The 12,283-nt window shown below is 46.8% G+C and carries 11 protein-coding genes and 1 pseudogene; 6 read left to right on the top strand and 6 right to left on the bottom strand.

The window, feature by feature from the left end:
• Positions 1 to 1,342: pseudogene (locus tag ACM64D_RS15000) on the bottom strand (hypothetical protein); the annotation flags it as partial.
• 218 nt (positions 1,343 to 1,560) lie between these two features.
• Here ACM64D_RS15000 and ACM64D_RS15005 point away from each other — a divergent pair.
• The 3 genes from ACM64D_RS15005 (at position 1,561) to ACM64D_RS15015 (ending at position 5,157) form a co-directional block, all read left to right on the top strand.
• Positions 1,561 to 2,667: a response regulator gene (locus ACM64D_RS15005; RefSeq protein WP_415064043.1), complete on the top strand. Its 1,107-nt coding sequence runs from the start codon at positions 1,561 to 1,563 to the stop codon at positions 2,665 to 2,667.
• Between the two features lie 76 nt (positions 2,668 to 2,743).
• Positions 2,744 to 4,045 (top strand): pilus assembly protein, encoded by a 1,302-nt coding sequence (locus tag ACM64D_RS15010; RefSeq protein WP_415064044.1) that lies wholly within the window; start codon positions 2,744 to 2,746, stop codon positions 4,043 to 4,045.
• Positions 4,042 to 5,157 (top strand): CpaF family protein, encoded by a 1,116-nt coding sequence (locus ACM64D_RS15015; protein ID WP_415064045.1) that lies wholly within the window; start codon positions 4,042 to 4,044, stop codon positions 5,155 to 5,157. The genes ACM64D_RS15010 and ACM64D_RS15015 overlap by 4 nt, the downstream gene beginning before the upstream one ends.
• Here ACM64D_RS15015 and ACM64D_RS15020 read toward each other — a convergent pair.
• The 3 genes from ACM64D_RS15020 to ACM64D_RS15030 all read right to left on the bottom strand — a co-directional run bounded on the left by ACM64D_RS15020 (position 5,154) and on the right by ACM64D_RS15030 (position 7,189).
• A complete protein-coding gene (locus tag ACM64D_RS15020; RefSeq protein ID WP_415064046.1) occupies positions 5,154 to 5,846 on the bottom strand; it encodes a rhomboid family intramembrane serine protease in 693 nt (230 codons plus the stop codon). The genes ACM64D_RS15015 and ACM64D_RS15020 overlap by 4 nt on opposite strands.
• 48 nt (positions 5,847 to 5,894) lie before the next feature.
• Positions 5,895 to 6,317, bottom strand: coding sequence for a hypothetical protein (locus ACM64D_RS15025; protein ID WP_415064047.1), 423 nt, complete (start codon positions 6,315 to 6,317; stop codon positions 5,895 to 5,897).
• Positions 6,318 to 6,418: 101 nt separating this feature from the next.
• Positions 6,419 to 7,189, bottom strand: coding sequence for a DUF1266 domain-containing protein (locus ACM64D_RS15030; RefSeq protein ID WP_415064048.1), 771 nt, complete (start codon positions 7,187 to 7,189; stop codon positions 6,419 to 6,421).
• Between the two features lie 120 nt (positions 7,190 to 7,309).
• Here ACM64D_RS15030 and ACM64D_RS15035 point away from each other — a divergent pair, with 120 nt between their 5' ends.
• The gene (locus ACM64D_RS15035; protein WP_415064049.1) at positions 7,310 to 7,969 is read left to right on the top strand and encodes a hypothetical protein; all 660 of its coding nucleotides are present in this window, start codon (positions 7,310 to 7,312) and stop codon (positions 7,967 to 7,969) included.
• Here the strand turns inward: ACM64D_RS15035 and aspS are convergent.
• Positions 7,966 to 9,780: an aspartate--tRNA ligase gene (gene aspS, locus ACM64D_RS15040; protein WP_415064050.1), complete on the bottom strand. Its 1,815-nt coding sequence runs from the start codon at positions 9,778 to 9,780 to the stop codon at positions 7,966 to 7,968. The two genes, ACM64D_RS15035 and aspS, sit on opposite strands and share 4 nt — an antisense overlap.
• Before the next feature lie 197 nt (positions 9,781 to 9,977).
• Here aspS and ACM64D_RS15045 point away from each other — a divergent pair, with 197 nt between their 5' ends.
• Positions 9,978 to 10,283, top strand: coding sequence for a polyhydroxyalkanoic acid system family protein (locus ACM64D_RS15045; protein ID WP_415064051.1), 306 nt, complete (start codon positions 9,978 to 9,980; stop codon positions 10,281 to 10,283).
• A gap of 10 nt (positions 10,284 to 10,293) precedes the next feature.
• Complete coding sequence (locus ACM64D_RS15050) at positions 10,294 to 11,406, top strand: RNA polymerase sigma factor RpoD/SigA (RefSeq protein ID WP_415064052.1); 1,113 nt, start codon at positions 10,294 to 10,296, stop codon at positions 11,404 to 11,406.
• A 75-nt stretch (positions 11,407 to 11,481) separates the two neighbouring features.
• Here ACM64D_RS15050 and ACM64D_RS15055 read toward each other — a convergent pair whose 3' ends face one another.
• Positions 11,482 to 12,267, bottom strand: a complete 786-nt coding sequence (locus ACM64D_RS15055; protein ID WP_415064053.1) for a FliA/WhiG family RNA polymerase sigma factor — start codon at positions 12,265 to 12,267, stop codon at positions 11,482 to 11,484.
• Positions 12,268 to 12,283: the final 16 nt, after the last annotated feature.

The raw sequence follows: 12,283 nt of genomic DNA on the forward strand, positions 1-12,283 counted from the left end.
CGCCCATTGGGTAACCCATGCCACCCATGCCGCCCATAGGCATTCCCATCATTCCACCAAGACCGCCGCCGAGCATTCCGCCCATTGGCATTCCCATACCGCCCATGCCACCCATCATAGGATAGCCCATCGCCCCTGCGTACGGTCCACCCATACCCCAAGGACCGGCCATGCCCCAAGGGCCCATGCCGGGTTGATAAATTCCACCACCAAGACCACCCATGCCCATGCCGGCCATGCCATAAGGGTTACCCCACATGCCATTTCCATTCATGCCACCGTAAGGTCCCATCATTCCGTAAGCTCCACCATTCATACCAGCGCAACCAAAGCCACCCGCTCCGATACCGCCGCCGACAGCTCCGTAAATTCCACCACCGCCACCAAGAGCCTGACTAACTCCAGTCGCAAGGAACGGAAATCCGTAACCCCATGCTGGATAAGGCTGTGTTGGCCAACCAATATTTGAATTTGCATCGGCAACCATTTTATTGGTTTGATAACCCATGTAAGTCGCAGCAAGACCTAATCCGATATTTCCTACTACAGATCCCCAGTCGGTCTCACGTTTTTGATAAGTGTAACCAGATCCTTGAGAAATACAGTCGATACAGATTCCACCTTCAAGCTGGTCACGCTGTTTTTCGCGTTGTTCGTCAGCATAGTTTTGACGAGCATCTTGAATGTCTTCTTTGCTTCGGCGAACTAGATTCTCTAAAGATTCAATTTCACGCTGAAGTTTATTTGATTGAGCATAGCTCTTTCTGTAATCAGTCAGACCCTTCTTACAGTCTTGAGACGTGGCTTTACCTTTTTCAGTCTGACGGAAACGACTTCCATCACAGACTGTCGCAGAAACGGAGCCGCTCTTATTTTGATCACAAAGACGAGTCCACTCGGTAATTGAGAAACCACGCACCTCACGGGATGCCGGAGCTTGAACTGCGGCTTCACCCTCTTGGCCACCAGCAATGAACTCATCACTTCCGGCCATGCCTTTATACTCTTTACAACTTACGTTGTTCTCGATGTGCTCAAACATGAATTCGGTGAAGTCTTCAGAAACAACATCTTCGACATCTCGGCGAGATCGCTCCATGCCTTTTTCAAGTCTCTTCTTTTCGGTTTTCTTAGAGCGGAGTTGCTTTTCAGCTTCGCGAATTGCAGATTGCGCTTCTTTGATTTCATCTAGGTAGCTTGAAGAACCCGCAGCAGCCGAGTAATTGTAAGGGCAGGCTTGCATACCGCCGTACATTCCGGTTCCCCACTGCTGTGCTTGAACCCCGACTGCAAAACTCATCACGGTTGTGAAGGGAACTGCAATGCGCATCCATAATTTCATACACGATCTCCTGAAAAGGATAAAACTTCTACCGTTTCACTGATCGTCATGGAAAGACGCAGACTTGACTCATTTCTGAGCAAAATTGTTGAAAGAATGTGAAACTAGACTGTAGTCCAGCATATTTCCACGTCCCTTCCTGGTCATCATCCATGACAACACCCGGGCCCGTGCAAATTCCTTTGCACTGCTCATTTTCAAATCCTACACTACCTTTTATGGCGAAGCACACAATTCTTTGTGTAGATGATGAAATAGATAACGTAGATGCCCTCGAACGGTTATTTCGAAAGAAATATTCCGTACTAAAGGCCACCTCGGGAAAAGAAGCACTTCAGGTTCTAGACCAAAATCCAGGACCTATTGCTCTTATTATTACAGACCAACGCATGCCCGAAATGACTGGTGTCGAATTTCTAGAGAAAACTTTAAGTTCTCATCCTGAGACAGTTCGAATTCTTCTCACGGGGTACACGGATCTGGAGTCCGTTATCATGGCGGTCAACAAAGGACAGATCTTTAGATATTTAACAAAGCCCTGGGATCCCGTAGACCTTTCCAACACCGTTGAACACGCCATTGAAAGATTCGCTTTAGGACAGGAACTGAAACAAAAAAATGCAGAGCTGGCGAAAGCTTTGGAAGAACTAAAAAGTTTAGACGTCGCCAAGTCCAATTTCATGATTCTGATAAATCATGAATTGAAAACGCCCCTCACCTCGATCTTAAGTTTCTCTTCCCTGTTGGCTGAGTCCAATTTGAATGAGGAAGACAAACTGATGGTGAATCGAATCACCAAAAGTGCGGAGCGCCTTAAGAGTCTTGTTGAAGACGTTCTTCTGATTGTTCGAGCAGAAACGAATCAACTTAAAATCGATATGCAAAGCACCGCTTTTGAAAGATTCGACGAGGGACTCAGTAAAGAGCTCCTGGATCTCCTTTCCAAAAAACACCAAAAAATTGTCAGCAAACTTGAGCCCATCCATGTGAAGGCGGATGTCCGCCTCATCAAACAAGTAGTCATGCGCTTAATTCACAATGCTGCAAAATTTGGTGATGATGGCAGCGATATTCACGTGGAAAGCCTTCGCAACGGATCTCAGTTGCGCTTTGTGGTTCACAACAAGGGGCCCCACCTCCCCTCTTCAGTCGTTGATAAAATCACAAAACCTTTTTATATCGACGAAGATGTCATGCACCACTCCACAGGCATGGGCTTGGGACTTACTATCTGTCAGTCAATTTTAAAGTCACACCACTCCACCCTTCAGTTTAAAAATACAGATCAGGGTGTGATGGTATTCTTTGAGTTGCCGGTCGGCTAATTCCGTCCGGTTCCCGGTCTTTGAGCCGTTCCTATATTTAAATTAATGTCGCGCAAGAATTGCTCTACTCCTGGGCATGAAAACACTTATTGCGCTCCTTCTGATCATTCCATTTATTGCTTTTGCCGAAACTAAAAACCTCACCCTTTCCTTGGGGGAAGAAAAGACTCTTTCACTCCCGGGCACCTCTTCGGTTTGGATTCAAGATAAAGACATCCTGAAAGCCGAAGGAGTTGGCTCTAGACTTCTTATCAAGGGACTCAAGGAGGGTCGCACTCTATTAAAAATGGGCTCCACGAACTTTCAGATTCAAGTCCTGCATCCAGCCAAAACGGGCTCGTTTGAGGATCTACAAAAATATCTAAAAGGAGTTGTTGGGCTTTCGACCTCCGTGGCCGAGGGGGATCTACAAATCAACGGACAACTTTACCGTCTGCAGGACTGGATAAAGCTTGCGGACTTTGCAAGATCCAAGTCCTTTTCTTATCAAATGCAAGCCCGCCTGTCCTCCTCACTTCAGGAAGAGGCCCAAAGATATTTTCAAGATCTCTTTGATCAATCCCGAGTACCACCGCAAACCGTTATTTTTACGCCTCTTCCAGAGATCCGGGTGAGCGCGCCAGAACTGGCTCTCAAAAGATATCAGAAAATATTAAGTCCCTTTGGCGTAAACGTCATTCGCGACGAAAACAGTCTTGATGTGGCTCCGACGGTGAAAGTTCAAATCACCGTGGCCGAAATTAAAAGAGACCTCTCTTTGAAATACGGACTGCGCTGGCCCTCCAGCTATTCCGCCAAAATTCTTAGAACCGGGGAAAAGACTCTGGATGACTTGCCATTCAATCTTACCGCCTTGGAAGCTCAAGGTTATGGAAAGATTCTTGCCAGTCCGAATATTATTTGTCGCAGCGGCAAGGAAGCTGAATTTCTAGCTGGTGGTGAGTTTCCGATAAAGATATTAAATTTCAAAGCTCAGGATGTCGTCTGGAAAAGATATGGAATCCTTCTTCGGGTCAAACCCAAGGCAGATGCTGCGGGAAGAATCAGTCTTTCTATCGAAACCGAAGTCACGACTCTTGATGATTCTCGGAAAGTCGACGATATTCCCGGAATTCTTACAAACCGTGTTTCCAGTCACTTCGATCTGACTCGCCCGCAAACAATTGCTCTGTCAGGACTTCTTAAAAGCGAAGACGGCAAAAGCTCGGAAGGAGTTCCATTCCTTTCACGCCTCCCTGTTCTCGGATCTTTATTCGCAAGCAAGGACTTTCGAGAAAACCGCTCTGAATTGGTTATTTTTGTACGACCCACCATCCTCAAAGAAGGCGAAGATAACGAAGAAATGACTCATCTCCAACCTCAAAAGGAGTCTTTATGATAAACACTGCCAAGGAACTCTTTCATCTTATTCAAGAAGACATTCAAAAAACTCCACTCAATGAGTTTCTTTTGTCGTCGGAAGAGGAAAGTCAACTTCGCTCTCAAAAAGCAGAGCAAATCATTTCTCATCACACCAAGAATGCCACGGTCCCTGTAGAAATGAGGATTCGTGACGAGATCGCGTCCTGGGGACCCTTGTGTGTGCCGATGGCTGATGAGGATGTGACAGAAATCTTAGTCAATGGCCCTGACTCCATCTGGATTGAAAAAAATGGACGTCTGCAAAAACACACCGATTCATTCTTTTCAGAGCTGAGCTATCGCAATTGTTTAGATCGCTTATCTCACGAGGCCAAAACCCATATCAGTAAAGAACATCCTTGCGCCGATGGAAGCTTTGGAGATTTTCGACTCAGCCTGATTGGTGGGGATCTCACGCAAGCTTCAGCCCATTTTTCACTTCGTCGCCACCCTAAGAACCCTTGGACCTTCCCCAAGTTGGCGGAGATGGAGTGGTGTCGCCCCCAGGATCTCCCTCTTTTTGAAAGATTGATCACACAAAGAAAAAACTTTCTCGTCGTGGGCTCAACGGGTGCCGGTAAGACCTCTGTGCTCAACTCGTTCTTGCAACTGCTGCCTGAAAATGAACGAGTGATCGTCATCGAAGATACCTCAGAAATTGCTCTGCCCAATCTAGCTAGTATGAAACTATTGACACGAGAAGACTCTCAAGGCGTCCTTCCGTCGGTGGACCAAATGCAACTTGTAAAAAGGTCTTTGCGTCTTCGCCCTGATCGTATCGTTATGGGAGAGGTTCGAGGTTCTGAGGCGAAAGACTTTCTCATGGCTCTCGCCACTGGGCACACGGGAAGCTTTGGAACTTTGCACGCTCAGGATCCCGTACAAGCCTTAATTCGCCTTGAGATGTTGATTCAGATGGGAGCTCCGCAATGGAGTCTTTTGGCCATTCGCCGCTTGATTCAACTTTCTTTAGACTATGTTGTCGTTGCAGAAAAAACTGAAACAGGACATCGCCGCTTTAAAGGAGCCTATCGTCTGTGCTCCGTGGAGGAACATGGAATTCTTCTTGAGCCCTGCGAGAGTCTCTAAAAATCGGACTCACCGGGGACTGATTCTTCTTCCGTGATAATCTCTGTGACCACAGCAGCTTTGAAGGTCTCTCGATGGAACCAGTAGAATACCCACGCAAAAACAGCGCCCAGAATAAAACCCACGAAGTGAGTTCGATAGCTCACTTGGGGATCAAAAGCGGTCGATGGCATAAAGACCGCCAAGGCCACTCCGAGAGAGCGTAAAGTTCTTTGCGCATAGGTTCTTTGCTGATCCAATAAGAGATATAAAACCAACCAAACACCCCCCATCCAATAAACAACGCCGGACACGCCGATGAGGTGAACCGTTGGGTCGTAAGTCAGCAAAACAATGGCGTTCGTAAAGCCGCCAAATATCAGGGCTGAAAGTGGAAAAACCACAACGCCGAAATAGCCCGACAAAAAATATCCGAAAATAAAAAAAAGAAATGAATTGGAGGTAAGATGCCCAAGGTCTGCGTGGGCGAACAAGGTCGTCCAAAGTCTCCAAAACTCGTAATGCGAAAAGACAGTTTGGCGGGATGCGGGCATCCAAGAGGCCGCATGAAGGCCATCAAGCCAATAAAGACCACTTCCCAACAAAAGAGAAATAGCTGACCATGCAGCAATATACCATGCTCGAGCGGATGGCTTCTTCGTGAGCCATGTCGCGCGAACAATTCGCCAAGATCGCGTTAACGGCTCCATGAAGCCTCCCGTTCAAAAGTTTGTGTTCTAAACAGGAGATGTCAAGATCTAGGCAAGTTTGTTATCTGTGATTTCTTTTAAAGGTGCTGCCTCTGGACGCAGTTCCTTCTCTACATAGAAAAGACCCTCGTTGTCCGTGGTTTTACTTAAAGTCTCTTCAGACTTTGTCTGATCACCTTCCCGAGCCACCGATTTCGGATTATTGAAGAACTTCTGATTGAGATCTTCAATCACTTTCAGCTTCTTCACTTCCGCAGGATTCTTGTAAACCGGAGATTCATCAATCTCAGGAATAACACCCGTCTGTCGCATCTCTTCAAGCTGTTTGCTCAGCGTGACCCGATCGCCTAAAGAGTTTTTCCCCATCGGCCTTCCGAGAGCGGGAGCTCCGGGGCGAGCGGGCTGCGCGGCGGCCACTTCGGCCACTCGAGTTCGCGGGCTTGACGGAAGAATGCCACTGATTTTTTCCATTCCACACCTCCGTGTGTGTTTTGCAGAAAGCCATCCTGGCTCTCTAGGAAATGTATCGGAATAAAACGTTCAAACTTGAGACAAAGGGGGGAAAACTAGAATTAGGTCCAGGAGAAGAAATGCCAGGGGCTGGCGGGGTGCCCGAGAAGTTTTTCGCAAATAGCCTTTACTTGGGGATCATCTCCTCCCGACCAAAAGGTTCGACCAATTAAAAAGCTCTGAGAAAATTCCATCCAAGAATCAAAGCGTCCCTCAATCAAAGGCGCTAACTTCAAGATCTCGGCCCAGGCCTCTAAATCAGTGAGGTAACCTGCCACATAACTTAAACGAACAAGATGAACGTAACGAGCAGCATCCCAAGCCAGGATGCTCGAATCCTTGAGATAACGATTGGTTTTCTGAATCCACTGGGCAAGTTTGCGATAGTCTTCATCGCTCATTTGCAACTCTTGCCCCTCCTCCAGATCAAAAGCAAAAATCTGCTTAAAACGACTCAAGGAAGCCGCATCCACAGTTCCCTCTGCCGGCAGACAAGATTTTAAAACATTGAACTTAGTGCGGTGCCCTTGAAGCCGAATATTTTCTAAATTTTTCAGGGCAGTGGCTTTATCCCGAACACCCCAGAACTCTTCGAGAATGCCAATACAGTCAATTTTGATATCTGGGCCGTAGTTCATATCTAAACGAAAAAAGTACTCGCCAATTTCGTCCAGAACCTGTGCCTTGATATCCTCGGGGAGCTCCTTGCCGTCTTCAAGATCAGACCCAATAACTTGAAACAGCTCATCAAGAACTTGATTTTCTTCAATAAAAACAGCACCCAGGCACATCACCTTCTTTTCAAGATCTGTCTCGGGCAGAATACGCTGCATGAAGTCTCCTTTCCTCTATTCAATTACTTTTCTGGTGCGGATTCAATATGATAATTCTGATCTTCGAAAGCCGCCTTTGCTGAGGCTCTTTTGAGGGCCTAGGGAAGGATTTCTTTGGGAATGTTGAAAAAGTTTTTGTTGGGCTTGGTGGCTCTTTTTTTTATTTTGATGGGGTCTTTGATTCTGATCATGGGGTATGTTTTTAACAATCCCGATACGGTTTTTCATGCCTTTAACTCTGTGACAGAAAAGTTTATGCAGGGACAAAAATACGAAGAGGCTGAAGAGTTTTTTCTTCAAGGGATTGAGACTCTTCGTTTTTCTTCTCGTCGAGTTGACGTTCATGTCAAAACTTTTTCTGAAAGAAATCTCAAGGTGGTTCTGCATGGGAAGGTTCCTCGCTTTGAAAGTGGACCCTTCATTTTGCAGACCGTCGACAAAGACAATTTGAATATCGAATTTCAAGAACCTCTGGCCAGTCACTGGATTGAAATGAATGTTAACGGCGAAGAAACGACCCAAGCCTCGGACGCGCAGTTAGTGGCTGATATTTATGTCCCCGAATCCTATAAAGGACGCCTCCTCATTGAGACTCGCCAGGGGCATGTGCAGCTACAACTGCCCACAAAAAATCTTTATGAAGTGGATTTACAATCTGTTTCAGGGAAAATTCAGAACAACTTAAATCAAAAACCCACTTCCGAGATTCTTCCTCAAGAAGTGGGTCATATTAAAGTTCAAACTATCGAGGGCTCCATCACCGTGGAGCCTCAAGATTAGGATTTCTTCAAATCCTCTAGATGTTTTTCAGCCAAGGAGCTAAGACGGACTCCCACCTCTGCCAGCTGATCGCGGTTCACCTCACTGGGGCAATCCGCCATGAGATCTGTGGCCTTCGCCGTTTTCGGGAAAGCAATCACTTCGCGAATCGCATCTGTTTCACAAAGAAGCATCACCAAGCGATCCATACCCCAAGCAATACCACCGTGAGGAGGTGTTCCGTACTTTAGAGCCTCCAAGAAGAAACCAAACTTGTGTTGTGTTTCTTGTTCACTCATTCCCAATAGACGGAACATCGCCTGTTGGATCTCATTGCGATAGATACGGATACTTCCGCCACCCATTTCGTAGCCATTACAAACAAGGTCATACGCTTTCGCCAACATCTTGCCGTAAGCCGCTTCGTTATTGCTAATAAGATCCTGAGCGAACTCATCCTTCGGAGACGTAAACGGATGATGGCGGGCCACCCAACGTTTTTCGTCTGGAGAGTACTCTAACAATGGGAAATCCACGACCCACAAAAATTTGTATTTGCTGGTATCGATCAGGCCCAACTCACGACCTAAATGCAAACGCAACGTCGAAAGGGAGGCGCAGGCCGTATCGAAATCATCCGCTACGATCAAGGCACAATCTCCGCTCTCAGCTCCTACGGCCTTGAACATCTCGGCCAATTTTTCAGGACTAAAGAACTTCGATACCGGCGAAGAGAGTGATCCATCGGCTTCAGACTTAATCCACACAAGTCCTTTAGCTCCCGCACGCTTGGCCATATCGGTCAGTTTATCGAACTGACCACGGGAGTAGGCTCCCCCTTTGGGAACCGCGATTCCACGCACAATTCCGCCGCGAGAAAGAACGTCATCAAAAACCTTAAAGCCAGAGCCTGTGACAACAGACTTCAGATCTTTGATCTCCATGCCAAAGCGAGTGTCCGGCTTGTCGATACCATAGCGATCCATGGCCTCTTGATAGGTCATGCGCGGAATCTCGCCGACATCAATGCCCTTCACCTCTTTCCAGATGGTGCGAAGAAGCTTTTCATTCATTTGCATAATGTCTTCTTGGTCGATGAAGGACATCTCCATGTCGATCTGAGAAAACTCTGGCTGTCGGTCCGCGCGCAAATCTTCGTCGCGGAAACAGCGTGCCAGTTGGAAATAGCGATCATAACCTGAAATCATCAAAAGCTGCTTCAAGGTTTGCGGCGATTGCGGCAAAGCATAGAAGTGACCTGGATTCACACGTGAAGGAACCAAATAGTCACGAGCTCCTTCAGGGGTGGATTTGTACAGAATGGGAGTTTCCACTTCGATGAATCCATTTTCCGACAAGAAGCGACGAACCAATTGCGCCACCTTATGGCGAGTCATCAAATGGTTGGTCAAACGTGGAGAACGAAGATCCAAGTAGCGATACTTCAGGCGCAAAGACTCATTCACATTTTGATCGTCCACTTGAAATGGCGGCACCGCAGACTCATTGAGAATCTCACAGCGAGTGGCTTCGATTTCAATCTCTCCTGTTTTGATCTTTGCGTTCTTCATCCCGTCTGGGCGCGCACGTACGGTCCCCTCCACCGCAAGGACAAATTCACCACGCAAGTTTTTGGCAGAGGAGGTCTCGGCTTTATTTGGGTCCAATACAACTTGAACAATTCCTTCACGGTCGCGAAGATCGATGAATACAAGACTTCCGTGATCGCGGCGGACATCCACCCATCCCATCACGACAACCTTTTGACCGGCTTGAGGAAGACCTAGACTTCCGCAATAATTTGTTCTTTTCAGCTCTTTTACAAACTTCATGGACGATACCTTTTTTGAAGGGAAACTTCAGAATAGAAACTAGATCCAGACTTGCATATTGTCTGCAGGCAGTCAAAAAGCATCTTATTATCCCTCCCAAAATCAAGTCTTATAAGACGTCACTTTCTAAGGGCTTTGTTTTTGAATCCGTCCAACGATATACTCAGAATCTGAACAGCTCAAAGAAGGACATTGCCATGCCGAAATTCACGATTGATCACCAAAGCAGCCACGCCCCCGAAGAAGCCTATCGTAAAATTAAAGAATTCCTTTCAAATGATCAGGATATTCGACGCTTTGACCCAAAGCTTCAATGCCTCTTTAACGACGGATCCAAGAGCGCGGCCTTGATGGGAGCCCAGTTTAAGGCTGATATGGCCGTGGCGGCCGCTGGCGCAGGAAGTAAAGTCTCTGTCACAGTTGATCTGCCGTTGATGCTGACTCCATTCAAAGGTAAAGTCCAAGAAACTTTGCAAAGAAAACTAGCGAAGTATTTAGGCTAAAAAAAGTCTTATGGCAAAACTGAAGGCAAAAGCACCCACAACTCCCCAAAATGGGAAAACGACAAAGAAAGTTGCTAAAAAGGTAACTTCCAAAAAAGTCGCGTCTTCTTCCAAGAAGAAAGTGGAACCCAAAAGTGTTGTTGCCGAACTCGTCGAAGATCAATCCCAGGAGGACCTAAGTCCCTCCGCGGAGACCGAGAAGGCCTATGCCGTTCCCTCAGGTGATTTTGACATTGAAGAGCCACTTGAAGACTCTAAGGCGCTGTCCGTTAGCGAACCCACCAAGGCGATCACCTCAGCGGACCCCTTGGTCATGTACCTGAATGAAATTCGTCGCTATAAGGTTTTGACCAAAGAAGAAGAAACCAATCTTGCAAAAAAGTACTTTGAATCCAAAGACCCCGAGGCGGCTCAAGCCCTGGTGAAGGCCAATCTTCGTTTTGTCGTCAAAGTTGCCGCTGAGTACTCGAAGTTTGGCGCCAAGATGATTGACCTCATTCAAGAGGGCAACGTCGGGTTAATGCATGCCGTGCGAGAGTTTAATCCCTACAAAGGGGCTCGCCTGATCACCTATGCCGTGTGGTGGATTCGCGGATACATTCAAGAGTTTTTGATGCGCCAGTATTCCATGGTGCGCATCGGGACCACGCAAAATCAAAGACGCCTCTTTTATCAGCTGCAAAAAGAGAAAGAGGCCCTGGATGCCATGGGAATTGAACCCAATGCGGCGTTAATCAGCAGCCGTTTAGGGATCCCCGAAGATGAAGTTCGTGATATGGCGATGCGTATGTCAGGTCGGGATGTGAGCCTGGATCGCCCTGTCGATGAAGACTCGGGAACCAGTCTTGGGGACTTGCAGAAGAACGTCAACGATCAACCGTTAGATGAAGTTCTGGCCCGAGAAGAGCAACTTGAAATTCTCAAAAAGAAAATTGAAGAAATTCGACCCGAACTTTCGGATCGAGAGAAGATTATTCTGGATGAACGTATTCTGAATGATGATCCCTTAACCCTTCAAGAAATCGGTGAAAAATACGGCATCACTCGCGAAGCGGTCCGTCAGATGGAGGCTCGTCTGATGAAGAAGATTAAGTCAAAAATGGAAGAAGATCTCTCCGAATAGCTGGCGGCAAAAAAACAAAGGGCTCTGATCTTCATCAAAGCCCCTTTTCACTATCCAATTTATATTTGTCTTGTCTTATGCGATCTCTAGTTCCCCGGCACCAATCGTTGCCGCTAGTTTTGCGCGCAAACGAGTTACCGCCTGAGCATGCAACTGAGATACACGCGACTCCGTCACTCGCAGAACTTGTCCGATCTCTTTCAGATTCAGATCTTCATAGTAATAAAGAGAAAGAACCAATCTTTGTCTTTCCGGAAGCTCCTCGATCGCTTGAGCGACAACTTCTTTGATATTTTTAACATTTAGCTGGTTGAACGGACTGTTGGTACGTGAACCTTCTAAGATATCCATGATCGATTTTTTATCGGTATTACTGAAGGTCGTTGCCTGATCAATCGGCAAAAGACTGACCGGACGAACTTGATTTACAAGATCATGAAACTCATCAATTGAGACATTCAAACACTTAGCAACTTCTTCATCTGTCGGTGCGCGCCCCAAGTCGGCCTCTAGCTGCACCATTGTTTTATCGAGAAGTTTCGCTTTGTCGCGAATTGAACGCGGCACCCAGTCCTGAGCACGAAGTTCATCCAAGATGGCACCACGAATACGGAATTCCGCATAGGTTTTAAACTTATTATCACGAGTGGAATCGTACTTCTCAATCGCATCCATCAAACCGATGACACCGGCGGAGATCAAGTCATCCAATTCAATATTTGAGGGAAGTCGCACGGCAATCTTCTGCGCAATGAATTTAATCAATGGCGCGTACTCTTTAATGAGATCATCTTTTTGATTAGCAGCAAGCTTACGTGGCTCTTCTTTATACTTCTTCAACAATGCCGCATTTTTCCCCATGTTTTTCCCTCTTGAA

This window comes from Bdellovibrio sp., from assembly GCF_047637665.1.
Taxonomy (GTDB): Bacteria; Bdellovibrionota; Bdellovibrionia; order Bdellovibrionales; family Bdellovibrionaceae; genus Bdellovibrio.